The sequence below is a fragment of the Paraburkholderia sp. BR10937 genome (genome assembly GCF_040965695.1).
Lineage (GTDB): Bacteria > Pseudomonadota > Gammaproteobacteria > Burkholderiales > Burkholderiaceae > Paraburkholderia.
Window position 1 is genome coordinate 26088 of record NZ_JBFRCL010000031.1, and the last position, 25574, is coordinate 51661.

At 63.2% G+C, this 25574-nt stretch carries 19 protein-coding genes; 16 read left to right on the forward strand and 3 right to left on the reverse strand.

Annotation, left to right across the window (positions count from 1 at the left end):
• Nucleotides 1-213: 213 nt before the first annotated feature.
• From AB4Y44_RS24465 to AB4Y44_RS24510, 10 genes are all read left to right on the forward strand, one after another.
• Complete coding sequence (locus tag AB4Y44_RS24465) at nucleotides 214-1620, forward strand: circularly permuted type 2 ATP-grasp protein (protein ID WP_368701124.1); 1407 nt, start codon at nucleotides 214-216, stop codon at nucleotides 1618-1620.
• Between the two features lie 40 nt (nucleotides 1621-1660).
• The gene (locus tag AB4Y44_RS24470) at nucleotides 1661-2614 is read left to right on the forward strand and encodes an alpha-E domain-containing protein (protein ID WP_324160191.1); all 954 of its coding nucleotides are present in this window, start codon (nucleotides 1661-1663) and stop codon (nucleotides 2612-2614) included.
• Between the two features lie 52 nt (nucleotides 2615-2666).
• The gene (locus AB4Y44_RS24475; RefSeq protein ID WP_368701125.1) at nucleotides 2667-3467 is read left to right on the forward strand and encodes a transglutaminase domain-containing protein; all 801 of its coding nucleotides are present in this window, start codon (nucleotides 2667-2669) and stop codon (nucleotides 3465-3467) included.
• A gap of 53 nt (nucleotides 3468-3520) precedes the next feature.
• Nucleotides 3521-4402 (forward strand): peptidase, encoded by an 882-nt coding sequence (locus tag AB4Y44_RS24480; RefSeq protein WP_368701126.1) that lies wholly within the window; start codon nucleotides 3521-3523, stop codon nucleotides 4400-4402.
• A 128-nt stretch (nucleotides 4403-4530) separates the two neighbouring features.
• The gene (locus AB4Y44_RS24485; protein WP_342923847.1) at nucleotides 4531-6228 is read left to right on the forward strand and encodes an acid phosphatase; all 1698 of its coding nucleotides are present in this window, start codon (nucleotides 4531-4533) and stop codon (nucleotides 6226-6228) included.
• Between the two features lie 587 nt (nucleotides 6229-6815).
• Nucleotides 6816-10406, forward strand: a complete 3591-nt coding sequence (locus AB4Y44_RS24490) for a type VI secretion system Vgr family protein (protein ID WP_368701127.1) — start codon at nucleotides 6816-6818, stop codon at nucleotides 10404-10406.
• Nucleotides 10396-11814, forward strand: coding sequence for a hypothetical protein (locus AB4Y44_RS24495; protein ID WP_368701128.1), 1419 nt, complete (start codon nucleotides 10396-10398; stop codon nucleotides 11812-11814). The genes AB4Y44_RS24490 and AB4Y44_RS24495 overlap by 11 nt, the downstream gene beginning before the upstream one ends.
• A 1-nt stretch (nucleotide 11815) precedes the next feature.
• Entirely contained in the window at nucleotides 11816-12103 is a 288-nt protein-coding gene (locus AB4Y44_RS24500; RefSeq protein ID WP_342923843.1) for a PAAR domain-containing protein, read from the forward strand.
• Between the two features lie 10 nt (nucleotides 12104-12113).
• Complete coding sequence (locus AB4Y44_RS24505; protein WP_368701129.1) at nucleotides 12114-13571, forward strand: hypothetical protein; 1458 nt, start codon at nucleotides 12114-12116, stop codon at nucleotides 13569-13571.
• 406 nt (nucleotides 13572-13977) lie between these two features.
• The gene (locus tag AB4Y44_RS24510; protein WP_368701130.1) at nucleotides 13978-15393 is read left to right on the forward strand and encodes a sugar efflux transporter; all 1416 of its coding nucleotides are present in this window, start codon (nucleotides 13978-13980) and stop codon (nucleotides 15391-15393) included.
• An 82-nt stretch (nucleotides 15394-15475) separates the two neighbouring features.
• Here the strand turns inward: AB4Y44_RS24510 and AB4Y44_RS24515 are convergent, their stop codons facing one another.
• Together AB4Y44_RS24515 and AB4Y44_RS24520 are read right to left on the reverse strand one after the other, a co-directional pair.
• A complete protein-coding gene (locus tag AB4Y44_RS24515; protein WP_368701131.1) occupies nucleotides 15476-16978 on the reverse strand; it encodes an MFS transporter in 1503 nt (500 codons plus the stop codon).
• Nucleotides 16979-17100: 122 nt separating this feature from the next.
• Nucleotides 17101-17580: a hypothetical protein gene (locus tag AB4Y44_RS24520; protein ID WP_342923839.1), complete on the reverse strand. Its 480-nt coding sequence runs from the start codon at nucleotides 17578-17580 to the stop codon at nucleotides 17101-17103.
• A 749-nt stretch (nucleotides 17581-18329) separates the two neighbouring features.
• On the opposite strand from AB4Y44_RS24520, the gene AB4Y44_RS24525 reads away from it, so the two are divergent.
• From AB4Y44_RS24525 to cyoD, 5 genes are all read left to right on the forward strand, one after another.
• Nucleotides 18330-19874 carry an NADH-quinone oxidoreductase subunit M gene (locus AB4Y44_RS24525; protein WP_342923838.1) on the forward strand — a complete coding sequence of 515 codons (1545 nt, stop codon included), beginning with the start codon at nucleotides 18330-18332 and terminating at the stop codon, nucleotides 19872-19874.
• A 339-nt stretch (nucleotides 19875-20213) separates the two neighbouring features.
• Entirely contained in the window at nucleotides 20214-21101 is an 888-nt protein-coding gene (gene cyoA / locus AB4Y44_RS24530) for a ubiquinol oxidase subunit II (RefSeq protein WP_069267482.1), read from the forward strand.
• 7 nt (nucleotides 21102-21108) lie between these two features.
• Entirely contained in the window at nucleotides 21109-23142 is a 2034-nt protein-coding gene (gene cyoB / locus AB4Y44_RS24535; RefSeq protein ID WP_342923837.1) for a cytochrome o ubiquinol oxidase subunit I, read from the forward strand.
• Nucleotides 23142-23753, forward strand: a complete 612-nt coding sequence (gene cyoC, locus AB4Y44_RS24540) for a cytochrome o ubiquinol oxidase subunit III (protein ID WP_342923836.1) — start codon at nucleotides 23142-23144, stop codon at nucleotides 23751-23753. Before cyoB ends, cyoC begins: the two co-directional genes overlap by 1 nt.
• Nucleotides 23754-24083, forward strand: a complete 330-nt coding sequence (gene cyoD, locus AB4Y44_RS24545) for a cytochrome o ubiquinol oxidase subunit IV (RefSeq protein WP_069267358.1) — start codon at nucleotides 23754-23756, stop codon at nucleotides 24081-24083.
• Between the two features lie 121 nt (nucleotides 24084-24204).
• Here the strand turns inward: cyoD and AB4Y44_RS24550 are convergent, their stop codons facing one another.
• Nucleotides 24205-24855 carry an SGNH/GDSL hydrolase family protein gene (locus tag AB4Y44_RS24550; protein ID WP_368701132.1) on the reverse strand — a complete coding sequence of 217 codons (651 nt, stop codon included), beginning with the start codon at nucleotides 24853-24855 and terminating at the stop codon, nucleotides 24205-24207.
• Between the two features lie 107 nt (nucleotides 24856-24962).
• Between AB4Y44_RS24550 and AB4Y44_RS24555 the strand changes: the two genes are divergently transcribed.
• Nucleotides 24963-25565: a TetR/AcrR family transcriptional regulator gene (locus AB4Y44_RS24555; protein WP_342923834.1), complete on the forward strand. Its 603-nt coding sequence runs from the start codon at nucleotides 24963-24965 to the stop codon at nucleotides 25563-25565.
• Nucleotides 25566-25574: the final 9 nt, after the last annotated feature.

The following is a 25574-nucleotide window of genomic DNA, read 5'->3' on the forward strand; positions in this document are numbered from 1 at the left end:
AGCGCAAATGCGGCGCCACATTGGCATGCCCCGTTTCGACACGGCCGATCCCACCCGCGTTGCACCAATCGAGCGCATGAAACCAGGCTCAGTCGATGGCATACGCCTTGCTTTTTAGCCTGTACCGCAGCGCGCAACGCATCTCGCCTCATTCATGAGACGAAACGCGGCGGCGCCGCTGACGCAGTTGCACTCACGCGCGAGAACGAACCGATGCAAGTCCATGACGAAATGCGCGACGAGGGCGCGGTGCGCCCGCACTACGAACGCTTCCAGCGGTGGCTCGAGAGGCAGACTGGCGAGACGATGGCGCGCAAGCGTGCCGAGGCGGACCTGTTGTTCAGGCGGGTCGGGATCACGTTCGCGGTGAACGGCGACCTCTCCGGCACCGAACGGCTCATTCCTTTCGACCTCATCCCACGCATCATTCCCGCAGACGAATGGGTTCTGCTCGAGCGCGGACTGCGCCAGCGCGTGCACGCGCTAAATCTGTTCCTGCACGACGTCTATCACGAGCGCAACATCGTGCGCGCCGGCGTGATACCGGCCGAGCAGGTCTACACCAATGCGCAGTACCGGCCGGAGATGCAGGGCATCGACCTGCCGCTCGGCGTGTATGCGCATATCGCGGGCGTCGACATCGTGCGCGATGGGCGCGACGGCGCGTTCTACGTACTCGAAGACAATTTGCGCGTGCCCTCCGGCGTCTCGTACATGCTCGAAAACCGCAAGATGATGATGCGGCTCTTTCCCGAGTTGTTCGTTCAGCACAAGGTGGCGCCGGTCGCGCATTATCCCGATCTGCTGCTCGATACGCTGCGCTCGGTGGCGCCAGAAGGCGTGGACGATCCGACCGTCGTGCTGCTCACGCCCGGCATGTACAACTCCGCGTATTTCGAGCATACGTTCCTCGCGCAGCAAATGGGCGTCGAGCTGGTGGAGGGCAAGGACCTCTTCGTAGAGGATAACTACGTATTCATGCGCACGACGCAGGGGCCGCGTCGCGTGGACGTGATCTACCGGCGCGTGGACGACGATTTTCTCGACCCCCTGGCGTTTCGCCCCGACTCCGCGCTCGGCGTGCCGGGGCTGCTCACGGCGTACCGCGCGGGCCGCGTCGTACTCGCCAATGCGATGGGCACGGGCGTGGCCGACGACAAGTCGATCTATCCGTATGTGCCCGACATGATTGAGTTCTATCTCGGCGAAAAGCCGATCCTGAAGAACGTGCCGACGTGGCAATGCCGCCGGCCCGACGATCTCGCCTGGACGCTCGAACATTTGCCGGACCTCGTCGTGAAAGAAGTGCACGGCGCGGGCGGCTACGGCATGCTGGTCGGTCCCGCATCCACTCGCGAGGAAATCGAGGCGTTTCGCACCCGGCTGCTCGCGCGGCCAGGCAATTACATCGCGCAGCCCACGCTGTCGCTGTCGGCTTGCCCGACCTTCGTCGAGGCGGGCATCGCGCCGCGCCATATCGATTTGCGGCCCTTCGTGCTCTCCGGCAAGACGATCCAGATGGCGGCCGGCGGTCTCACGCGCGTCGCGCTCAAGGAAGGCTCGCTCGTCGTCAACTCGTCGCAGGGCGGCGGGACCAAGGACACGTGGGTGCTCGAATGATTTCACTGGCCATACCATACGCACACGAAGAGGTTCGACCATGCTGAGCCGCACTGCCGATCATCTGTTCTGGATGGCCCGCTACATGGAGCGCGCGGAGAATACCGCGCGCATGCTGGACATCAATCTGAAGGCGCTCCTGCTGCCCGGCAGCGCGGACGCCGAGGCGCGCACGCATCGCGCGATGCTGCGGATCTCCGAACTGGAGCCCGCCTTCGATGCGCGCCACGAGGAAACGACCAGCAGCAACGTGCTCAAGTTTCTCGTGGCGGATCCAACGAACCCGTCGAGCATCTACTCGTGTCTGCAGGCGACCCGCGAGAACGCGCGCGCGGTGCGCGGCACGCTCACCACGGAATGGTGGGAAACGATCAACGACACATGGCTGCAATTCGTCGAGCTGTTGCGCGGCAGCGAGCTGGAAGCGCGTCCCGATGCGCTGTTCGAGTGGGTGAAGTTCCGCTCGCATCTGTCGCGCGGCGTGCGCCTCGGCACGGCGTTGCAGGACGATGCACTGTTCTTCACGCAGCTCGGCACGTTCCTCGAACGCGCGGACAACACGGCGCGCATTCTCGACGTGCGTTTCGTCGACGTGGAAAATGCCGACTCGCGTTCGGCCGCGCGTCAGCTCGAGGACTTCTATTACTGGACCTCGATTCTCAGCTCGGTTTCCGCGCTCGAAATCTATCGCAAGGTTTACCGCGACGTGGTGACGCCCGCGCGCGTGGTGGAGCTGCTCATCCTCAACCAGCAAATGCCGCGCTCGCTGCTGGCGTCGCTCGACGGCGTCTGCACGAATCTCGCGATGCTGCGCACCGATAGCTCGCGCGAAGTCGAGCGCACCGCGGGCAAGCTGCGCGCCGAGCTGCTTTATGCGGACCTGCGGCAGATCTTCTCCTTGGGCGTGCATACGTTTCTCACGCAGTTTCTCGCGCGCGTGTACGAGCTGGGCAATCAGGTGGCGCGCACCTATCTGATGTTGCCGGTCGGTTAGCGCGATCCCGCGCTCATCGAACTCCCAATCGCCTCGATGGAGGATTGACGTCATGCAACTCGCGGTCCGGCACGACACGGTGTACCGCTACGAAGCGCCCGTGCATTATTCGATCCAGCAGTTGCGGCTGTCGCCGCTCACCACGCCCACGCAGATCGTCAAGCAATGGCAGGTCGAGGCGCCGGGCAAACTCGACGCATGCCGCGACGCCTACGGCAACGCGCTGATGACGCTGGTGCTCACGCGTCCGCACAAGGAAATTCGCCTGCGCGTGCGCGGCGAAGTCGAGACCGTGGCGCTGCCCGACGGCCGGCTGCCCGAAGGCGAGGGCATGGTGCCGACGCACCATTTCACTTCGCCGACGCGCCTCACCGAAGCCGACGAGGCACTCACGGAATTCGCGTTCAGCCTGGCGTCGCTGGACGATACCGCCGCCATACTCGACGCGGCCTCGCGCATCACGGAGCGCGTGCGCTACGAGCCCGGTGTCACGGATGTGACACACACCGCGGCGGACGCGCTGGCGCTAGGCCGTGGCGTGTGTCAGGATCACGCGCATGTGATGCTGGCGGTGTGCCGCGCGCGCGGCGTGCCGGCGCGCTACGTGAGCGGCTATCTCGACCCCGGCGACGTGCCTGAAATGGCGAGCCACGCATGGGTCGACGTGTGGCTCGACAACGGCTGGGTGACGGTGGACGTCACGCACGCGTGTTTCGCGAGCGAAAAATATTGCCGGATCGCGGTGGGGCGCGACTACGACGCGGCCGCGCCGGTTCGCGGCCGCCGCGTGGGCGGGGCCGGCGAAACGCTTGATGTCAGCGTGCACGTGAGCGCGCAGCAGTCGCAGCAATAGTTTTGCCGCTATAACAAAACGAGCGGCGAAGTCAGGGACGGGCAGGGAGGCGCATGACGTACTGTGTGGCAATGGCAGTGGATGAGGGGCTCGTGTTTCTTTCGGACACGCGCACGAATGCGGGTGTCGATCACATCAGCACGTCGCGCAAGATGGCCGTGTTCGAGGAGCCCGGCGAGCGCGTGCTCGTGCTGCTCGTCGCGGGCAATCTGGCCATCACGCAGGCCACGTTGCAGGTGCTGACCGAGCCGCAGGAAGCGGGGCGCGCCACGCTGTGGAACGCGCCGACCATGGTCGAGGCCGCGCGCGTGGTGGGCGAAGCCGTGCGCGAGGTGCACCGGCGCGACGCGGAGGCGCTCAAGACCTTCAACGTCGACTTCAACTGCAGTTTCATTCTCGGCGGCCAGATCGGCGGCCATGCCATGCGGCTGTTCCAGATCTACGCGGCCGGCAATTTCATCGAGACGTCGAGCGTCAATCCGTATTTCCAGATCGGCGAGTCGAAGTATGGCAAGCCGATCATCGACCGCGTGCTGACGCCGGGCACGCCGCTCGACGAGGCCGCGAAATGCGCGCTCATCTCCATGGACTCGACGCTGCGCTCGAACCTCTCGGTCGGCCTGCCGCTCGACCTGCTCGTGTACGAGCGCGACGCGCTGCGTGTCACGCGATACGCGTCGCTCGACCAGTCGAATGCGTATTTCCAGATGATCCATTCGACGTGGGGCGAGCGGCTGCGCCAGGTCTTCGGCGAGATTCCCGATCCGCTCTGGACCGACGAAGGCGATGTGCCGCGCCGCGAGCGCACGACGTTGCCCAGCGCCCCGCGCGCCGCGCACGAGGGGCACGCGAGCGAACCGCGTCCCGCGCAAACGCTCGCGCAAGCCCAGCCGCACGGCGCCGCAAGCGCGCCGCGTATGCCGCGCGACGGCTAAAAGGGCGGCTTCAGTGCAGCGCTTGTGCGCTGCCTTTTTGCCTCGCCAACTGCGGAACCGGTATCCTGCTGCGTAATATTCGCGGTACGCCGCGCAATGCGCGTCCCCTCGACAAAGGAGGCAGGCTGATGAAGCAGAACGACGAACCCAGGAACGGGCGCCCAGACGAACCTTCCATTCCCGCCGGTCCGGACGACCCCGCGCGCCGCCGTGTGCTCGGCGGGCTGGCGGCGGTCGGCGTGGGCCTCGCGCTCGGCGGCTGCGAGACGCCGGCGCAGAGCGCGGCGGGCGCGCCGCGCAGCGCCGCCGACGCGCGCGTCGATGCCGCGTTGCGCGACCAGGTGCGCCAGATCGTGGTGATCTACGCGGAGAATCGCAGCTTCGTCAATCTGTACGGCAACTATCCCGGCGTGCAAACGCCGCTCGCGAATGTGGGCGCCGAGCGCTACGCGCAGCTCGATCGCGACGGCAAGACGCCCTTGCCGCAGCTGCCGAAGATCTGGGGCGGCCTCGTGCCCCAGGCGCAGGAGCTGGACGGCAAGCGCTACATGATCGCGGAGCACCAGATCACGGGGCTGTCCAACCGTCCGTTCCGTATCGTGGATGCGCACGGCAATCCGCTGCCGAACGGCATCATCACGCGGGACCTGATCCATCGGTTTTATCAGAACCAGATGCAGATCAATGCGGGGCGCAACGACCAGTTCGCCGCGTGGGGCGACTCGGGCGGCCTCGTCATGGGCTTCTACGAGAACTCCGCGCAGACGCTGCGGCTCTGGAATATCGCGCAGCAGTACACGCTCTGCGACAACTTCTTCATGGCCGCGTTTGGCGGCTCGTGGCTCAACCACATCTTCCTGATCTCGGCGCAGGTGCCGCAATACGCCGATATCCAGACGAGCGCCGCGAAGCATCTCGCCTCCGTCGTGGAGGGCGACGATCCCACCGGCACGCGCCTGAAGGTCGCGCCGAACTCGCCGGCCTCGGCGCTCGACGGGCCGCCGAAGTTCGTGAACGACGGCCTCTTCACGCCCGACGGCTATGCCGTCAACACAATGGCGCCGCCGTATCAGCCGAGCAACGTGCGCCCTTCGGTAGACGGCAACCCGGCGCTCGCCGATCCGTCCAATCCGCGCGTGTTGCGCCCGCAGACCTACGCGACGATCGGCGACCGGCTCTCGGCGAAGGGCGTCGACTGGGCCTGGTATAGCGGCGCCTGGCAGTTTGCGCTGGACCATCAGGACACGGGCGCGGTGCCCGACTTCCAGTATCACCACCAGCCGTTCAACTACTTTGCCAACTTCGCGCCGGGCACGTCCGCACGCGCGCGTCACCTGCGCGATGCGGGCCTCGGCGACGATCCGTCGACCAACCGTCTGCTCGCGGACATCGACGCAGGCCGCTTGCCTGCCGTGACGTTCTACAAGCCGCAGGGCAACCTGAACATGCACGCCGGCTATGCGGACGTCGAGTCGGGCGACCGCCACGTCGCGGCCGTGATCGCGCACATCCAGCGCGGGCCGCAATGGGCGAACACGATGATCGTCGTGACGCACGACGAGAACGGCGGCTGGTGGGACCCGGTCGCGCCGCCCGTGGGCGACCGCTGGGGTCCGGGCTCGCGCGTCCCCGCGCTCGTGATCGCGCCGTTCGCGAAGAAGGGCTACGTCGATCACACGTTCTACGACACGGTCTCGATCCTGCGCTTCATCAGCCGCGTGCATGGACTCGCGCCGCTCGACGGCGTGACTGCGCGCGATCAGACGTTCCTCTCGCGGGAGCAGACGCCGCCCGGCGATCTCACGGCGGCACTCGATCTGGCCTGAGTGCTGCACGCATGGATGCATCGAGGGAGAGCGGGCGGCGGCCGTCGCGAAACGTTTGCGCCGCCGCTCCCGGTTGCCCATCCGGAACGCAATTTGATGCATCCGCGACACAAGCGACGAACTCTCTATCCGATCAAGGAGTTGGCGCGCTCGCCAGGCGGTTATCAACAGGTTTGTCACCAAAAACTGTGGACAACTTTGCTGCGCAAAAAACATGCATTTTTCATGTCGTTTGCGAGCTTCCCGTTTCCATTCAAGGACTTGATGCGGATGTCCAGAAGTTGCTAACAGGGCTCTCAACAAAAACTGTGGGTAACTCTCGCCCGCAATGCATCAGGTCTTCGCTATACCGATCGTGGCTCGTTGATTGAGCCAGGGCGCTTCGGCGATCGGATACGCGGGCACCGAAGCATTACATCAGTCATCCCCTGTGATTTTTTCAGACGCGTCCGAGTGCCGGTTTCACCTGTTCGGGTGAAACTTGGCTCGCGACTCGCATTGGCTACCGCGGCTCATGCGCGATGGTGCTCCGGCGGTGTGTGCCGATGGTGCGCCATCTGGTCAGGACTACAGAACAGGGAATCCCCATGGCGGAATCGGACAAACCGGTGAGACTGGTGACGGGACGCCAGTCTGCCCATCTGGACATCATCCTCAAGGCTCGCAGGTACGAGCGCGATGAACGCAGCGAGCGGCGCGCGCCCGGGTTGTCGGTGGTCGAGTGGGACGTTCGCGAGGAGAGTTGCCAGCCGTACCGGATCAGGGCGCTGGTCTCGACTGCCGGGCCGGTGGCGCGCCGGGATATCCTGGGCCAGCTGGCCAGGTTCAGGTTCCAGGTTGACGAGGGGGCGGTGGTCCGGAAGTTCGCGGGATTCGTCTCGCGTTTCGAGTCGGTGTCGAACTCGCGTGATGGCTGCACCTATCGTGTCGAAATCCGCCAGCATCTTGCGGTGCTGGACGGCCCCAGCAACTGCGCGACATACCAGGGTAAAACGTCCGCAGACATCATCCAGGAAGTCATCGAGCGCAATGCCGTGCGGCCCTGGATTCGCGTGGTGCAGCGTCTGCGCCGGCAGCATCCGCAACACGCGTTCCGCTTCCAGTACAACATGGGCGACTGGGCGTATTGCCGGCTGGAGATGGAGCAGGCCGGGCTGTTCACCTTCACCGAGGAGGACCGGCACGGCGAGGTGGTGGTCATTGCCGACGACATCGACGGTTACACGCGCCCGTCCCTCTCGCTGAAGGACCGCCCTCCATCGGGGCTGCATACGTTCGAGGAGTCGATCTACTCGCTGAAGGTGCGCACTCGCACCATTCCCGCGTCGTTCATCGTCGCGGACTATGACGCCGACAACCACGCGATGATTTTCCGCGAGGAGGGACGCGCGCGCGACGAGTTCGGCACGGAGCAGCATGACGACACGACCATGGGCACGCCCATGGTGTGGGGCACGCATCACGGCGACGAGGCAGGGGCGAAGCGCGAGGCGACACTGCGGCATGAGGCGGCGCGTGCGCAGCAGGTCACCTGCAGGGGGAAGTCGACGATGCCCTCGATCCGGCCGGGTTGCATCGTGCAGCCCGATACGCTGGCCGGAACCGCGGACGGCACGCTTGACGCGAAGGAGGGCCTGTTCGTCTCGAAGGTCGTGCATCGAGGGGCGCGCAATGAGAATTACCGCAATACCTTCCAGGCGATTCCTGCCAGCCGGCCCTACCGGTTACCCATCGACGAATCGAAGTGGCCGCGCGTGCATACGCTGGGGTTCACGGTGACGTCACCGAATCACTACACATACCCCTACCTGGACGCGGAAGGACGTATTGTCGTGCGCTTTCACTGTGACTTCGGCAACTGGCCGAAGGGCGGCGAAAGTATCCCGCTGCGCATGGCCAGGCCCTTCGCGAGCCGAGACCACTCGGGCATGAACCTGCCACCGGTGGATGGCGACTTCGGTATCGCGGGATTCTTCGAAGGCAATCCCAACAAGCCGGTCGCCGTGGCCTTCATTCCGAATGCCCAAAACCCGGACCTCATCAACAGTTCACGCCGCCGCATGTCGCGCAGCGAGATACGCACGCGCTCGGGCAACAAGCTGTGGTTTGACGACTGGGAGCAGCAGCAGGGCATCGAGTTGAGTACGGAGCATTCGGGCCGCTCGCAGCTCAACCTGGGCTTCATTCCCGACCACGACCTGAACGAGCGGGGCATCGGGGCGGAGCTTCGCACGGGGGAGCATGTGGTCAATCGCGGTGGCGCTGGCGTGATGGTGACCGCCTACAACCAGCCAGGCGGTAGCGGGAAGGTGCTCGCCATGGATGAGACCAACGCGCTGTTCAAGGACCACCAGGCATTCGCCAGTACGCTCGCGCAGTCTGCCGAAGCGTCGAAGGCCACGCCCGCTGACCTCGACGCACAGAAGGGCATCAACGCTGGTCTGCATGAACTGAAGAAACCCGGTGTGCTCATGACCGGGCCTGGGCCGGTCGCAGTGGCGTCGGGCGATGGCGTGCAGCTTGCCGCCGATGGCTCGATCATCGGCACGGCGAAGAAGGGTATCCACTTCAGCACGCTCCGGCGGTTCACGGTGGCGGCAGGTGACTTGCTGTCGTTGTTCACGCAGAAGGGCCTGAGCCTCATCACGGCGGCGGCCGACTTCGTCGCGCAGGCCCAGCGTGGCAGGATGCAGCTCGCCTCGCAGGAAGGCATGACGATCGAGTCAGTCAGCGGCGCGGTTCACGTGAAGGCGGCGAAGGAGATCATCCTCAACGTGAACGGCACCTACGTGAAACTGAGCGGGGAAGGCGTCGAGATCGGCTCGCGCGGCGGGGTGCTGTACCGGACAAACGGCGTGAAGGGCACCGGTCCCGCGCAGATGGACCTGGGTGGCATGGCGTTCGCGCCGAAGTTCGTGCCGTACACGACCGACTGCGAGGTGTGGCGGACCAATCCGAAGTTCGTGGTGCCACCGCCGGCACCTGCGCCACTCCCGGCGCAATGGGAGGCACTGGCGAATACGGGAGCAGTCGCGCCTGCGCCTGAGTCCCGGCTAAACGACTTCTCGCCCTTCGATGGCAAGCCGTCGAATGTGGACTCAGGAGTGCGTAAGGCAAAGGTCACCTTGAACAGCGCTGATGATCAGCAGCAATCGTTTGTTGCGCCTGATCCCATCAAGTTGGTGAGCGCAGTTCCATGCGACTGGAAAATCTCGGACCTGAAGGCTGACGTAATGCAGCATGTTGAAGCGAGGTCGTATTGGGGTAGGTTGAATAACCGGACACCCTGGAAAAGTACGGACGGCACAGTGTGGTATCGGGGCGGTGGCACGCGAGATTCGCATTTTGAATTTGCGTACAGCGAGAAAGACAAGGCGATTACCTGCACGGTTCGCGTGATGCTGGTTCCGATGGACCTGTTTCCCGTCGATAGAAAAGGCGCACGTGATACGTCGGTCTCTGCTGACGAAGCAACGGTTCCATACGAGTTTTCCACCCATTCACAGATGACGCCCGGAATGGTGTTGCAGGGTGTAAAGATGGACTACCGCGATGCGGTCGGGCCTAAATTTGACGTCAGGGCGTTAGTCAGCCGTATCGAGGCGGTGCTAAATCAGGGCGGTTACAAGCTGATCCTGGACGGCTGTTCCAGGGGCGCGGCGTGCGGTTGCCGGGTAAGCGTCAGTTTTAAGGTCGATCTGCGCGTTTCTATCAAGGGTGCGCCGATTGACGGATTCAACTCGCACGTGTCGTTGAACCTGTTTCCGTTCGTGCTACGGGCGGATACGGGGGCATGGGGAGAGAAGCATAAATATAAAGAAGACTCGAAAATCTTTGACTACCCGGATGCAAATGTCGAGGCACATGAATGCGGGCACTATTTCAACTTTCCCGATGAATATTACGATCAAGGCGGCTGGCTTCACGAATCCTATATAGACGATAAGGAGCAGATCGATTTTTCGCTGGTGGATGCGAAAGCGGGTGCAATGGTTTGGCAAGGGCATTCGCAGACCGACGCAACCTACGTTGGTGCGAATGTCATGGGCGATGGTGCCAATGCGGCATTAGAAAATGGCCGCGTTACGGCGGCTGTCAAGCCATATTACCTGGAGTATGTGCGGAGGCAGTTTTCGCTCGCAACGAACAAGTTGTGGAGGGTTGGCTATGGCTCGTAATCCATGGATCAACCGGTTGAGATATGTAGCCGTCTACTTGTCTCTGATTGGGAGCTATGCACATGCCGAAGCTGTAAACATGGAGGATCAGGCCATGCAATTTGCCTATACGACAAACGGCGCCGTTGGCAGCATCAATAGATATGGAAACAATGAAGTGTCGGTTTCTGGAGATGTCATGACGGTCCAGATTGGTGATTCTGATGGAAACCGGAATATTAGTGGCGTTGGCATATATCAGTTAAAACTCTCAAACCAGAATCTGGAAGCCGCCACGCAGCTTGCGAAGTTGCTGTGTACTCCCAAGGACCCGAGTAGTGACGTAACGCTTCCCAATCTCTATGGTGCGAGATGCGGCGGGGAGATGCGGAGTAGCTACATCACGGATTTCAGTCGTCCTGTGGTAACCCAGATAGTTCAACTGGTTGACTCGCTCACGAACGCTGGGGTTCAGGATGGGCGGAAGTTGGTGAAGCTAGACCTTTCGCTGGTTTCAATTGACCGCGAAGGGGATGGGTTTCTGGTGTCCGTCAGGTTTAGCAATAGCGGCGAGTATCCGATCAAGTTCAAGACGCCGGATAGGTGGGACACCGGAATGGGTAAGGATAGCCTGGGTGTAAGTGACACGAAGAGTGGCATGTCGGCAAAGTTCGGCCTTGGCCTGGCTGGGCAGACTTTGGTCGATCCCGCACAGTTTCCCGATGGTGAGGTCAATCTTGCGCCGCATAGTTTCGTGGTGTTGAAGGTCAAGACGAACAAAGTCGATAAATTCTCTGCCGGCACCTACGATTTATATGCGGGTGCATTCATGCGTATGGAAGCCGTCGGAATCCGGTCCAGTCTGCTCTATGTCGATTTCCATTCGGACTACAAGAACCCCACCCGTATCACGTTCGACCGCGACTACCCCTCGACACCCCAGGAGCGCGAGCAGTGGGAAGCGATGCACAAGGCAGAGATGTCGTGGCAACCGGTCAAGCCGGGGCAGACCTTCGCCGAGGACGGCCTGTACCGCGCCGTGCGTACTGGCAACGGCCATCGCGGTCTGTTGCTCAAGCCGTTCAAGGCCGGGGAGGTGGCGACCACCGGGCGCGTGACGATGCCGATGCAGGAGCTGCCAGGCGTCAACATCGACGGGCCGGTGCAGTGGGTGTGGGAGGCGATCGCGCCAACGCCCGTCAAGCCATGGTCATTCGACATGATCGCGGACACCGTGCAGTTCTGCGAGCCTGGTGTCGAGTGTCCACGCAGCGGGCGCTGGGTCAGACGCATCCAGTCGGATGACCTGTACGGGAGGGCTCCCACCCGGTACGACATCGCCAGCATCGTGACGCGACGCCGGGGCGAGCGCATGCCCAAGGCAGACCAAGACACGGGCAGCACCGATTGGGAATGGGTGGGAGCCTGACATGAGCGAACGCACCCACATCTATGAAGGCGACCATACGACCACAGGCGGGACGGTAATCGATGGCATCGATGGCACCGGGTACAACGGACGCAGGATGGCCTACCTCGGCGCAGCGGTACGCTGCCCCGCGTGCGGCACCACCGGCAGGATCGAGCGCAACGGCGCGCGCTTCGAGCAGGAGTTCTACGGCAAGGTGCCCGCGCTGGAGAACGACTATTGCGCATGTGCCTGCAATCCGAAACCCCTGCTGCGTGCATCGCGAAGCGGTTGGGTTGTTGAAGCTTGACGGAGGCTGGATGAGTTTTCGCTGGGATCAGCGCATGCCGGAAGAATGGCCTGCTGTGAAGCCGCCGCCCGTATGGCTCTATATCTGCCTATTCATCGTCGTTCATGGCGCCGCCCTGGTCATCGTGTTGGCGGACTGGCCGAAAGGCGTGCCCATTTGGTCGGAAAAGCTTTTTCACGGGGCGTTTGCGGTTCCGCTTACGCTTTCGATGGCAATCTGCTTCATGCTGCACATGGTTCTGTATGACGGGCCGGCAATGCAGGCAGCAGATCACAACACGAAACGCTGGCACCAGATAGACAACTGGCAGCGGCAAGTCCGCTCGGGTGTCGCCGTGCTCGATAGCGTGGTACTCGCTCCGGAACCGGACCTCGCCGTGCGCATGCTGGGGCTCGAGGGAAAGCCACCGGAGAATCCGGGCAAGCTCAAGGCGCTGGATCTCGGCGCTGGCGAGGAGGGCACGCCGCGCCTTCACAGTGTCCTCACACAACTTCTGATACCCCTGTTGCCACGTCTTGCGACGGCGATGCGCAGCGACTCCTTCGAAATCGTGATGCAGTGCGACCAGCCAGAACTCTCGCTTGACGTCCAGCAGGTCTGGAGGCAGATGGAACTGCCTGGGGTGCCCCGCGTCAGGTCGCTGGACAACAGCATGGACGTCGGGTTTGCGGATCACTGGTTCAAGGACTATGTGCAGCCTGCCTACCCCTATGCCTCATACAACGTTGACCGCACGCCGAAATACCGGCTGCTGCTCGCGTGGCATCTGAACAAGGAGGGGCTGGACGCTGCGCCGGCCCATTCAGAGGCGGCGGTGGCGCTCTTGCTGGGTTCGCCCGCGCTCATGCGGGAGAAGAAGGACCTCAGACAGCAAGCGTGGCTGTTACGCCAGATGACCAGCGACGCCGACCAGGTGGACAGGTCGCTCTCCCTGCTGCTCGACGCGGGGCAGGTGCCACGCGAGCGCATTCATCACTTCTGGCATAGCCGCCTCAAGGGCATTGCCCAGCACGGGACGATGGGCGCGGTACGCGAAAGCGGTCAGACACTCGAAGAACATGCTCTAGAGCAGGCGGTCGGCCCGCAGGCACCCGTGGCGCGCTGGCTGCTCCAGGCGCTCGCCGCGAAGATGGCGCACTTCGGGCAGGGGCCGCAACTCATCGCACTGCCTCATGAACAAGGCGTTGCACTCAATCTGGTCGCAAAGGAACCCGCTCCGGTGAACGTGCCGTGGAAAGAGGAGTACGACTACTGCCCGGTGTTCGGCCCCGCTCTCGGCATGATCATTTCACTCTGGACGTTTGCGATGCTGGTTTCTCGGAACAAGCTGTGGGACACCTTCGAGACGGTTGTCACCTGTGGGGCCGTTTTCCTGGTGATTGCGGTTTTCGTCGTGCGCCATCCCCGGCTCGTCGCGTCGATGGCGAGATCGACCGGGGAATATGTGGCGGGCGCTATCGGGTTCTGAAAAAGGGGCAACGATTTTTGCGGGCACGCGAGAAAACAAGCCATTCCCCATGCGCCGCCGGAAAACCTTTGTACGACAAGGACTTGACGCGGATGTCCAGGAGTTGCTCACAGGGCTCTCAACAAAATCTGTGGAAAACCCTCCGCGCCTTTCCCCGCAAAACGCCGCCGCTGCAACAAACGGCAACGCTGCGCACAATCCGAATCGCATCAAACACTTGGCGAAGTCGCCCCAGGGTTACGCACAAGGCTGTCCACCAAAGCTGTGGATAGCGCACCCAGATGTTGATCGCGGCCGGTTCAACCTTGCACAGTGTGGGAGTTCGGCCCGATAATCGCCGTCGATATGGCCGTCGCGTGACCGCGCATGCACGGGCAACTCTCTTCTCGCCACTACCCGCCGCGCCGTGCTCAAAAACTCGCGCTTTGCCGGTCTTCTGCGTATTCCTGGTTTCCTGCCACTCGCCGGCGCCACCCTGATGCTCGGCGTGGCGATGTCCTTCACCGCGCCTTATCTTTCGCTGTTCGGCGTCGAGCGCGCCGGCATGACGCCGTTCCGGCTCGGCGTGTTCATGACCGCCATCGCCACGAGCGGCGTGATCGCGAGCACCGCGGCGGGCCGCTGGAGCGACGCCACCGGCAAGCATCGAACCCTGCTCCTCGTCTCGCTGTGCGCCGCCACGCTCGGCTATCTCTGCCTGTGCGTCGTGCGCGACTACCGGCTGCTGCTGCTCGTAGGCGTTGCGTTCATCGGCGCGGGCGGTTGCGCGCTCTCGCTCGTGTTCTCGTTCAGCCGCGCGGCGCTGCCCGCGCGCGACGACGCGGAGCGAACCTTCGCGAGCGCGACGCTGCGCACGATCCTCTCCGCCGCGTGGGTGTTCGGGCCCGCGGTCGGCGCGCTCGTGCTGGCCGCCACGAACTTCTACGGGCTCTTCCTGTTTGCGGCGGCGAGCTTCGCGGCTTGCGGCACGATCGTCTGGCGCATGCGCGAGCCGCACCACGACGAACACGCCACGCAGCATCTAATGGCGCGTCCCACCGCCGGCGAAGTCGCGCAGGAGATCGATGCGGAAAGCGAGGCCCAGTACGAGGGCCAGCCGCTCACGCAGGCCGAAGTGCAGCCGGGCGCGCCACGCGATCCCGCGACGCTTCCGGCGGCTAAGGCAACGGCAAAAGCGAAGACGAGGCCCACGCGCGCGCCGGTGCCCGCCGCGGAGGGTTCGCAGAAAGACATCATGCGCGCGATCGTTGCGCTCACACTGATCGGCCTGGCCGCCAACGCGACGATGATCGTGCTGCCGCTCTACATCGTCCATGGCCTGCAGGGCACGCGCATCGACGTGTCGATCATGCTCGGCCTCGGCGCGCTCATGGAGATCCCGATGATGCTCGCGCTCGGCGCGCGCGCCTCGGTGCTGGACAAGTCATGGTGGCTGGCCGCCTGCGCCGTGGTGCATGCCGTCTACTTCGTCGCGATGTCGCTGGCGCCGGGCGTGCACGCGCTGATCCCGATGCAGATCCTCAACGCCTTCGTGGTGGCCGTCACGTCGTGTCTCGGCATGACGTTCGTGCAGGATCTGATGCCGTCGTCGCCGGGGCGGGCAACGGCGCTGTTCTTCAACGCGGCGCGGCTCGGCTCGATATTGTCGGGCGTACTTTCCGGCATGCTGGTGCAGGCGTTCGGCTATCGCGGCACGTTTCTGTTTTGCGGCGCGCTCGCGCTGTGCGCGCTCGTGTTGTTTGCCGTACCCGGCGAGCAGTATCCGAAGATCGCGCGTGCCGTGCGGCGTTACCTGCGTGAGCGTTCAGGCAAACGGGATTGATGCCTGGCATGACTTCGGATGACCAGGCAACTTCATTCGAAGCAAAGGGCACAGCTGCAAACGCACCGCCCTTCATCGACATTTACTGCACCGTTTCGGCGTCCCGCCTGGCGAGCACTTGCGCCGGCGTGGCGGCGTCGAAGTCTTCCGCATCGACGTCATAGCCCGAAGGCTCCCAGCGAATCGAGAGCAGCGCGGTGAGCCCCACGAGCGGCGCGACCGCGATGATCCAGAACACGCGCGTGCCGAGCGCGGCGGCGAGCACCGGAAACAGGAACAGCGAGACGGTGGAGCTGGCGCGCATGAGCGTCTGGTTGAAACCGACGCCCACGCCGCGCAGCGAGGTCGGGTAGCCGAGCGAGGCAAACGTCATGCTGTGTGAACCGGGGCCGATGCCCTGGCCGAACAGGAACGCGGCGAGCAGGGCGACCGCGCTGACGACTTCGGGTGCCGTCGACGGCTTGCCGACGACCGCGAGGCCGACGAGCGCCACGAACTGGATCGCATAGCCCCAGACGGTGAGCTTCCACGCGCCGAAGCGCGGCACGATACTCACGGCGATCAGCCCGCCCACGAAGGCGAAGCCGAGATTGAGCACGAGCGAGGCGAGGATCGTCGTGAGCATGGACTGCGCGAGAAAGCTCGAGATGATCACGGGCAGGCCGAACGCGACCGCGTTGTACGCGAACGACGAGGCCACGCCGATGACCGTGGCGAGCGTCGTGCGCCGCGTGTAGACGCCGCGCAGCAGCGCGCCGTAGTTCTTCCACGACGCCACACGCGCCGGCCTGGCCGCGGCGCTGGCGGCGGCTTCGGGCGCGACCTGCGCGTCGATGCCGTATGAGCGCTTGAGGATGCGCGCCGCGCCTGCGAGATCGCCCTGATTCGCGGCCCACACCGGCGACTCGCTGATATAGCGGCTGCGGATCGCGATGATGACGAGCGCCGGCACGGCGCCGAAGCCGAGCGTGAGGCGCCAGAGCAGATGCGAGTGCGAGGCGGGCAAGCCCGCGTAGAACGCCAGCACGAGCAGATACGACACGCTGATCGCCGCGTACCAGACGGGGCACCACATCGCCACGCGCGCGGCCTTGTTGCCGCGGCCCTTGAGCCGCGAGAACTCGGCGAGAAAGGCCATGGCCACGGGCAGGTCGATGCCGACGCCCAGCCCCATCACGAAGCGCGCGCCGCCGAGCACCCAGGCGTTGGGCGCGAGCGCGCACGCGAGCGCAGCCACGACGAAGAAGAACATGTCGGCCATGAACACGCGGTAGCGTCCGATGCGATCGGTCAGGAAGCCGCCGAGAAACGCGCCGACGATGGCGCCGAACGTGATGGCCGAAGCGACGAAGCCGGTGCCCGCGGGCGAGAGCGAGAACTCGCGCGCCACGTCCTTGAGGCCGAAGGCGAGGGCGCCGAGGTCGTAGGCATCGAGGAACACGCCCCCCAGCGCGATCGCCACGACGATGCGCGCGTTGCTGCCGGTGGCGGCCCCCGCGTTGACGAGCTGCGAGACGTCGGCGGCGCTGCGGATCAGCGGGCGGCCGGAAGGGCTAATCGAAGAGGGGGAAGCCGAAACGGACATGCGAGGCGACGCGAGCGGGCGCGCAAATAGCGACAAAGCGCGTGATGCTACCGCCCGCGCGGTGCGCGCCCAAATCGTTTTTGGTTATGAGCTCATGCCGTGCGGGCCAGTCGGTGCCTTTATCAGTGCATGTAGGTGACGCGGCGCGAGCGGTCCCTCAACCGCACTCCCGCGTCGAGCAGCGCGATGGCGAACCAGCGCGCGGTCTTGAGCATGCCGCTTACGCTCGGCGTCGGCAGCCAGTCGTTGAGCAGTTGCACGGCGGCCTCGCTGCGTGTGGACTGCAGCAGCGCGATCACCTGCAGCAGCGAGCCTTCGTCCTTCGCGAGTTCGGAGGCGCAGCGGCAGCGCGTGTCGAGCGGGCGGCAAGAGGCGCGGCACAGGGTGCCCATCAGCAGATCGAAGTAGCCGAAGCCTTCCGCGCCGAGTCCCGCGTCGGCGAGCACGCCGCGCCAGCTTTCGGCCTTGGCGTAGGCGTCGCAATGCGGGCGCAGCCAGGTGCGCACGGCGCGCAGGACGGTCTGCTCGGCGGTGTCGGGGTGATGGACGAAGGTGTCGTCGATCAGCGTGTCATTTCTCGCGAAAGGGGCGGTGTAGTTCATGGAGCCTCCGGTCCCGCACAAATCATTCGGGTAGCGCCGGGTCGTCCGGCATGGGCTCCATTCTGGGACAAATTTCGTCTAAATGCAAATGATTCTCATTTGTGAAAAGAGGAGCGGCTGCGGAAAGGCGGCCTCGCATAATCGGGAAGGGACTGTTCCAGCCAGCGCCCTTAATTAGGGGGACACAAGTCGCTAAAGTGCCGGCCATGCGTATTCCAGTGTTCTGGCGCAACGTGAGAGTTGGCCCCGGCCCCATGAAGGCCGGGGCTTTTTTTTGCACCGCGAAAGGGCGCGCGGGGCGGGCCTGGCACGCGTTTTGGCGGCCGCCGGGGGTCATAGCCCGATGCATAAGTCATTGAACCGAAAGAAACAAGTAAGGTATTATTTCGGCCGCGCAGCGTGACAGCCTGCCGCGCGTCATGGCGCCCCGGAGGTCGAAAGCGCTGCTTTCGCGATCAAAAATGGGCTGTAACAGCCCGTTTGTTGTTTTTTCTCTTAGTACGTTATTGAATAAAAACAATGACTTGCGTCAATCTTCGATCCGGCCCGTGTTGTTGCGCTGCAAAACTTCCGTATTCCGTTTACCCTCGTTAACCCTTGAACGTGTGTTGCATTTCGCCTCGTCGCTGACAAATACATTACAGCCAGCCTGGTTCGATTTTCACCCCGCGTCAATCTTTCAAGTTGCTTGCGCGCCTGAACGTGCGCCGTGGAAGCTATTTGCTCCGCATTTTTGAGGTCCTGTTGAAATGCAATCCGTTCCATTCCTGAGTCTGGCGATCTGGATTCCCATCCTGTTCGGCGTGGCCGTGCTGCGCCTCGGGTCGGATCGTCATCCGCAGCGTGCCCGTTGGCTGTCGCTGGTTGGTGCCGTCGTCGGTCTGCTGCTGACCCTCCCGCTCATCTCCGGCTTCGACAACCATGCGGCCGGCATGCAGTTCGTCGAATTCCGCGACTGGCTGCCTGAGTTCGGCGTGGCGTGGCGACTCGGGATCGATGGTATTTCGATGTGGCTCGTGGTGCTCACCGCGTTCACGACGCTCGTGATCGTGATCGCCTCGTGGGAATCGATCACGGTGCGCGTCGCGCAGTACTTCGGCGCGTTCCTGATTCTCTCGGGCCTGATGGTCGGCACCTTCGCCGCGACCGACGGCATGCTGTTCTTCGTGTTCTTCGAAGCCACGCTGATCCCGCTGTACCTGCTGATCGGCACGTGGGGCAATGCCCGCCGCACCTACGCCGCGGTCAAGTTCTTCTTCTTCTCGCTCGCCGGCTCGCTGCTGATGCTGGTGTCGATGCTGTACCTCTACAGCCAGTCGCACACCTTCGACATGTCGGTGTGGCACAACCTCACGCTCGGTTTCATCCCGCAGATCCTCGTGTTCATCGGCTTCTTCGCGGCATTCGCGGTGAAGGTCCCGATGTGGCCGTTCCACACGTGGCTGCCCGACGTCCACCTCGAAGCGCCGACCGGCGCGACCGTGATGCTGGCCATGCTCAAGCTCGGCGGCTACGGCTTCCTGCGCTTCACGCTGCCGATCACGCCTGACGCTGCGCACTTCTTCGCGCCGGCGATCATCACGCTCTCGCTCGTGGCCGTGGTCTACTCGAGCCTGCTCGCGCTCGCGCAGACCGACATGACCAAGCTGCTCGCGTACTCGACGGTCGCTCACATGGGCCTCGTTACGCTCGGCCTGTTCCTCTTCAACCAGATCGGCACCGAAGGCGCGATCGTGCAGATGATCTCGTACGGCTTCGTCTCGGGCGCGATGCTGCTCTCGATCGGCGTGCTGTTCGACCGCACCAGGACGCGCACGATCTCGGCCTACGGCGGCGTCGTCAACGTGATGCCGCGCTACGCCACCTTCATGATGCTGTTCTGCATGGCCAACCTCGGCCTGCCGGGCACGTCGGGCTTCGTGGGCGAGTTCATGGTCATCATGGGCGCGATCCGCGTGAACTTCTGGGTCGGCGCGATCGCCGCGACGACCGTCATTCTGAGCGCTGCGTACACCCTGTGGATGTACAAGCGCGTGATCTTCGGCGCTGTGGCCAACAAGGGCGTTGCGAAACTGGCCGACATCGGCCGCCGCGAAACGCTGATCTTCGCTTCGCTCGCAGCGTTCGTGCTCGCAATCGGCCTCTACCCGAAGCCGATGACCGACGCGATCGAACTCTCGGCGGCGAACCTCGTCACCCAGGCCGGTCGCAGCAAGCAACCCGTCGGCGATGGAGCGCCTGCTGACGCAGTGCGCGCTGGCACGGACGTTCGTGCTCAGCACTCGCCGACGTGATCACTGAAGATTGACGGCGCAACCAACGCGCCGCATCGCCTCCGGGCGCTGCGGCGCGTTGTTGCGTCCAAGGGTTTTCGAATTTTGAGATTCGAGAAGTAGCCGCGGCGGGCCGCTGTCAAGGGCAGAGCAGGGCGCGAAGTGCGTGTGTTTCCGAGGCGCGACAAACCTCGCGAACACATGCGACAAAGTGTCTCAATCTTCTTTTGACAAAGGTCATTTTCCACATTCATTGATTGCGAAATATCAAAGCGGCTGTATGATGCGGGCGCGCTTCCTTTGTCGGATGTCAGGGGACGCGTCCGGAACTATTCAATGAATGAATTTCAGGCAAACGTGATGAAAAGAACGACCTTTCAAAGGTTACTGCTTCCCATCAGCGCCGGATTGGCCTTGTGTCTTTCCGGATGCAACATGGAGCTCCTTGACCCCAAGGGAAGTGTGGGCGTGGCGGAAAAGCAGCTGATTGCGACCTCCACCTGGGCCATGCTGATTGTTGTGATCCCCGTGATCGTCCTCACGCTGTGGTTTGCGTATCGCTACCGCGCGTCGAACCGTAGCGCCACGTACGACCCGAAGTGGTCGCACTCGACGGCGATCGAAGTCGTCGTCTGGACCATTCCGACGCTGATCATTCTGTTCCTCGCCGTGCTCACGTGGAAAACCACGCACGAGCTCGACCCCTACAAGCCGCTCGAATCGAACGTCAAGCCGATCAACGTCGAAGTTGTCGCGCTCGACTGGAAGTGGCTGTTCATCTACCCGGATCTGGGCATCGCGACGGTGAACCAGCTGGCCGTGCCCGTTGGCACGCCGGTGAACTTCAGCATCACGTCGGATTCGGTGATGAACTCGTTCTTCATCCCGCAGCTTGGCACCCAGGTTTATGCGATGGCTGGCATGCAGACGCGTCTGCACCTGATCGCCGACCACGCCGGCGACTACGCCGGCCTCTCGGCGAACTTCAGCGGCAAGGGCTTCTCGGACATGAAGTTCCGCACCCTCGCCACCAGCCAGCAAGACTTCGACGCGTGGGTCCAGAAGGTGAAGGCGTCGCAGACGCAGCTTTCCATGGATCAATACGCGACGGTCGCACAGCCGAGCGAGAAGGCTCCGGTTGAGTACTTCTCGACGGTCGACCCGAAGCTCTTCAACAACATCATCGCGAAGTACAACAACGGCCACGTCACGAATTTCAGTGACCCGTCGTGCGTGACCAAGGGGTAAACCAGGCATGTTCGGAAAACTTACACTGGACGCCATTCCGTATCACGAGCCGATTATTCTCGGCACGATGATCGGTATGGCAGTCATCGGCGCATTCGTGCTCGGTGGCATCACTTACCTCGGTAAGTGGAAATATCTTTGGACGGAGTGGCTGACGAGCGTCGACCACAAGCGTCTGGGCGTGATGTACATCGTGCTCGCCCTCATCATGCTGCTGCGCGGCTTCGCCGACGCGATCATGATGCGTACCCAGCTCGCGCTCGCGTACAACGCGCCGGGCTACCTCCCGCCGCACCACTACGACCAGATCTTCACGGCTCACGGCGTGATCATGATCTTCTTCATGGCCATGGCTTTCATGGTTGGCCTGATGAACATCATCGTTCCGCTGCAGATCGGCGCACGCGACGTCGCGTTCCCGTTCCTGAACTCGCTGTCGTTCTGGATGACCGCAGTCGGCGCCATCCTGCTGATGATCTCGCTCGTCGTGGGTGAGTTCGCAATGACGGGTTGGCTCGCGTATCCGCCGCTTTCGGAGCTTGCGTACAGTCCAGGGGTAGGGGTGGATTACTACCTGTGGGCGCTGCAGATCTCCGGTGTCGGCACGCTGCTGACCGGCGTGAACTTCTTCGTCACCATCATCAAGATGCGTGCCCCCGGCATGACGATGATGAAGATGCCGGTGTTCACGTGGACGGCGCTGTGCACGAACGTGCTGATCATGGCCGCGTTCCCGATCCTGACCGTGACGCTCGCGCTGCTCGGCCTCGACCGCTACATCGGCACGCACTTCTTCACGAATGACGGCGGCGGCAACGCCATGCTGTACCTGAACCTGATCTGGGCCTGGGGTCACCCTGAGGTGTACATCCTGATCCTGCCGGCGTTCGGTATCTTCTCGGAAGTTGTCGCGACGTATGCCAGGAAGCCGCTGTTCGGCTACAAGGCAATGGTGTACGCGACCTGCGCGATCATGGTTCTGGCGTTCGTCGTGTGGCTGCACCACTTCTTCACGATGGGTTCGGGCGCCGATGTGAACGCGTTCTTCGGTATCGCCACGATGATCATTTCGATCCCGACGGGCGTGAAGATCTTCAACTGGCTGTTCACGATCTACCGCGGCCGCCTCGAGTTCAACTCGGCGGTGCTGTGGACGATCGGCTTCATGGTCACCTTCACCATCGGCGGCATGACCGGCGTGATGATGGCGATCCCGGGCGCGGACTTCGTGCTCCACAACTCGCTGTTCCTGATCGCGCACTTCCACAACGTGATCATCGGCGGTGTGGTGTTCGGCTATCTCGCCGGCATGAACTACTGGTTCCCGAAGGCGTTCGGCTTCAAGCTCAACGAAAAGCTCGGCAAGCGCGCGTTCTGGTTCTGGCTCTCGGGCTTCTATGTCGCCTTCACGCCGCTGTACGTGCTGGGCTTCATGGGCGCAACCCGCCGTCTGAACCACTACGACAATCCGGCATGGCATCCGTGGATGATCATCGCGTGGGTTGGCGCCGTGCTCGTGGCAATCGGTATCGCACATCAGCTGATGCAGCTGTACGTCTCGATCCGCGACCGCAACCTGCCGGAAAACCGCGACCTGACGGGCGATCCGTGGGGTGGCCGTACGCTGGAGTGGGCGATCTCGTCGCCGCCGCCGTCGTATAACTTCGCGATCATTCCGCACGTGAGCGAACTCGACGAGTTCCAGCACCTGAAGGAAACCGGCCGCGAAACCGTGGACGTCGCGAACACGAAGTACACCGACATCCACATGCCCTCGAATACGAGCGCGGGTCTGTTCATCGGTCTCTTCAGCCTGGTGCTCGGCTTCGCTGGCATCTGGCACATCTGGTGGCTCATGATCGTTGGCTTCGTCGGCATTCTCGGCACGGCCATCGCATACAGCTTCCAGAAGAACGAAGGCTATTACATCCCGGCCGCCAAGGTCCGGGCAGACGAAGAAGCGCGTAGCCGCGCACTGGTCAAGGCGTTCGAAGACAAGCAACGCCGTGGCAAGGTTGAAGCAGCACTGGAGGCCAACTGATGTTGACGAAAACTAGTGCGGCCGCACTCGCGGAGCACGATCACCACGATCACCCGCCGTCACATTCGGTGTTCGGCTTCTGGCTGTACCTGATGACGGACTGTATTCTGTTCGGCTCGCTGTTCGCAGTGTTCGCCGTGATGCAGAACCAGTTCGCAGGCGGCCCGACGGGCAAGGACCTGTTCGACATTCAGGGCGTGGCCATGGAAACGGCAGTGCTGCTGCTGTCGTCCATTACGTACGGCTTCGCGATGATCGGCGCGCACAAGCAGCGCAAGGGTCAAGTGTTCGTCTGGCTGGCGATCACGTTCCTGCTCGGCGCAACGTTCCTGTATTTCGAATTGCATGAATTCGCGAACATGATCGCCGAGGGCAACGGCCCGCAGCGCAGCGCGTTCCTCTCGTCGTTCTTCACGCTGGTTGCCACCCACGGTATCCACGTGACGATGGGCATGATCTGGATGGTCGTCCTGATGGTTCAGGCCTTGAAGGCGCCGGTTCTGGGCGAGCGTGAAATTCGCCGCCTGACCTGCCTGAGCCTTTTCTGGCACTTTCTGGACATCGTCTGGATCTGCGTGTTCTCCTTTGTTTATCTTGCGAGCGTGATCTAAATGAGTGCTCATCCTATCCATGAAGAAGAAAGCCACGGCAGCGTAGGCAGCTACCTGGTTGGTTTCGTCCTGGCGGTGGTGCTCACGGCCGCTTCGTTCTGGCTCGTGCTGCATGGCGGCTTCTCGCGCGAAACCGCGCTGCTCGGCCTCGCCGTGCTGGCAGTCGTGCAGATCCTGGTTCACCTCGTGTTCTTCCTGCACATGAACACGTCGTCGGGCCAGCGCTGGAACGTGACGGCATTTGGCTTCACGGTGTTGACGGTCCTGATCGTGGTCGTCGGCACGCTGTGGGTCATGCACAACGTCAGCATGAACATGATGTCGCGTTAAGCGCGCCTCGTTGCTGGACTTGCGCTTCGCCCGCTTCGGGTGAAGCGCAAATGGAAACGCCGCCTGGCCTTCGGGCCCGGCGGCGTTTTTCTTTTTGCGACTCTTTCGCTCGCGAATTCGTTTATGCGCCGAAGCGCTGACGCACGACTTCCGCGACGGCCTTGCCGAGCCGGTGGTGTTGCGAGGCTTCGTAGTGAATGCCATCGGTGGGGCTAACGGTGGCGAACTCGCCCGCGTCGAGAAACGCCGAGCCGTACTTCACGGCCACGCGCTCGTAGAGCGGCGCAAGCAGGCGCGATTTCGCGGCGCCGCCCGTGAAGATCTCGCCGAGAAAGCCGATCTCTTCGATCGGCGCCGGCGACATGAGCAACACGTGCGGCGTGGAGCCGCCCGGACCCGCGCGGCACGCGACGAGCGTTTCGAGCAGCACATCGACCGAGTTCGCAATGTCGGTGGGCGTGACGGAAAAGCGTGTCTTGAGGTCGTTGGTGCCGAGCATCAGCGCGACCACGTCGACGGGCAACTGGCTTTCGAGGCATGGGCGCAGATAGGCGTGCCCGTTCTTGTGGCGGCCTTCGATGGGATCGTCGTGAACCGTGGTGCGCGCGGGCAGGCCTTCCTCGATGATCGCCCAGCCCGGCCCCAGCGCCTCGCGCAGCACGCCGGGCCAGCGGTCGGCGGGGCCGAATCGCTCGGACACGCCGGGCACGGTCAGCGGCTTCGTGCCGTGCGTATTGGAATCGCCGTAACAAAGCAGGGTGCGTGACGTCATGGGTTGCCTCTTCCTGGTTACCTGGTTGCGGGGTGCGATGCAATGCCATTACTCATCATGGGAGATTACTAGACGACTGGTCTAATCGCTTTGTACCATGTCACCTCATGAATGCAGCGGCAGCCGTCGAAGTGCGGCAACACATCCTCGATACCGCCATGCCCATTCTGCTGGGCAAGGGCTTTTCCGCAGTCGGTCTCAATGAGATCCTCGCGGCCGCCGGTGTGCCTAAAGGGTCGTTCTATCACTATTTCGGCTCGAAGGAAGCGTTCGGCGAAGCGTTGCTCACGTCGTATTTCGCCGAGTATGCGGAGCGTCTCGACGATCTGCTGGTGCGTGCGCCGGGCACGGCGGCCGAGAAGCTGATGCGCTACTGGGACGACTGGCGCCTGATCCAGTGCGCCGACGATCCTGTGGGCAAATGTCTCGCAGTGAAGCTGGGCGCGGAGGTCAGCGACCTTTCCGAGGCGATGCGCGAGGCCCTGCGTCTCGGCACCGACGCGACGATCTCGCGCATTGCAGCGTGTCTCGACGCAGGGCGCGCGGATGGCTCGCTCGCGGGCGTGAACGACGCCGCGACGATGGCGGTGACGCTCTATGAACTGTGGCTCGGTGCGACGCTGCTCGAGAAGATCCACCGCGACCGCAAGCCGCTCGATGCGGCGATGGCGACCACGCGCATCCTGTTGAATCTGCCTGCGGGCAACTAAGCGAACGCA

Bases quoted from the DNA above. Each gene is read 5' to 3' on its own strand.
- AB4Y44_RS24465 (WP_368701124.1), top strand. From the start codon at position 214: ATGCAAGTCCATGACGAAATGCGCGACGAGGGCGCGGTGCGCCCGCAC.
- AB4Y44_RS24470 (WP_324160191.1), top strand. From the start codon at position 1,661: ATGCTGAGCCGCACTGCCGATCATCTGTTCTGGATGGCCCGCTACATG.
- AB4Y44_RS24475 (WP_368701125.1), top strand. From the start codon at position 2,667: ATGCAACTCGCGGTCCGGCACGACACGGTGTACCGCTACGAAGCGCCC.
- AB4Y44_RS24480 (WP_368701126.1), top strand. From the start codon at position 3,521: ATGACGTACTGTGTGGCAATGGCAGTGGATGAGGGGCTCGTGTTTCTT.
- AB4Y44_RS24485 (WP_342923847.1), top strand. From the start codon at position 4,531: ATGAAGCAGAACGACGAACCCAGGAACGGGCGCCCAGACGAACCTTCC.
- AB4Y44_RS24490 (WP_368701127.1), top strand. From the start codon at position 6,816: ATGGCGGAATCGGACAAACCGGTGAGACTGGTGACGGGACGCCAGTCT.
- AB4Y44_RS24495 (WP_368701128.1), top strand. From the start codon at position 10,396: ATGGCTCGTAATCCATGGATCAACCGGTTGAGATATGTAGCCGTCTAC.
- AB4Y44_RS24500 (WP_342923843.1), top strand. From the start codon at position 11,816: ATGAGCGAACGCACCCACATCTATGAAGGCGACCATACGACCACAGGC.
- AB4Y44_RS24505 (WP_368701129.1), top strand. From the start codon at position 12,114: ATGAGTTTTCGCTGGGATCAGCGCATGCCGGAAGAATGGCCTGCTGTG.
- AB4Y44_RS24515 (WP_368701131.1), bottom strand. From the start codon at position 16,978: ATGTCCGTTTCGGCTTCCCCCTCTTCGATTAGCCCTTCCGGCCGCCCG.
- AB4Y44_RS24520 (WP_342923839.1), bottom strand. From the start codon at position 17,580: ATGAACTACACCGCCCCTTTCGCGAGAAATGACACGCTGATCGACGAC.
- AB4Y44_RS24525 (WP_342923838.1), top strand. From the start codon at position 18,330: ATGCAATCCGTTCCATTCCTGAGTCTGGCGATCTGGATTCCCATCCTG.
- cyoA (WP_069267482.1), top strand. From the start codon at position 20,214: ATGAAAAGAACGACCTTTCAAAGGTTACTGCTTCCCATCAGCGCCGGA.
- cyoB (WP_342923837.1), top strand. From the start codon at position 21,109: ATGTTCGGAAAACTTACACTGGACGCCATTCCGTATCACGAGCCGATT.
- cyoC (WP_342923836.1), top strand. From the start codon at position 23,142: ATGTTGACGAAAACTAGTGCGGCCGCACTCGCGGAGCACGATCACCAC.
- cyoD (WP_069267358.1), top strand. From the start codon at position 23,754: ATGAGTGCTCATCCTATCCATGAAGAAGAAAGCCACGGCAGCGTAGGC.
- AB4Y44_RS24550 (WP_368701132.1), bottom strand. From the start codon at position 24,855: ATGACGTCACGCACCCTGCTTTGTTACGGCGATTCCAATACGCACGGC.
- AB4Y44_RS24555 (WP_342923834.1), top strand. From the start codon at position 24,963: ATGAATGCAGCGGCAGCCGTCGAAGTGCGGCAACACATCCTCGATACC.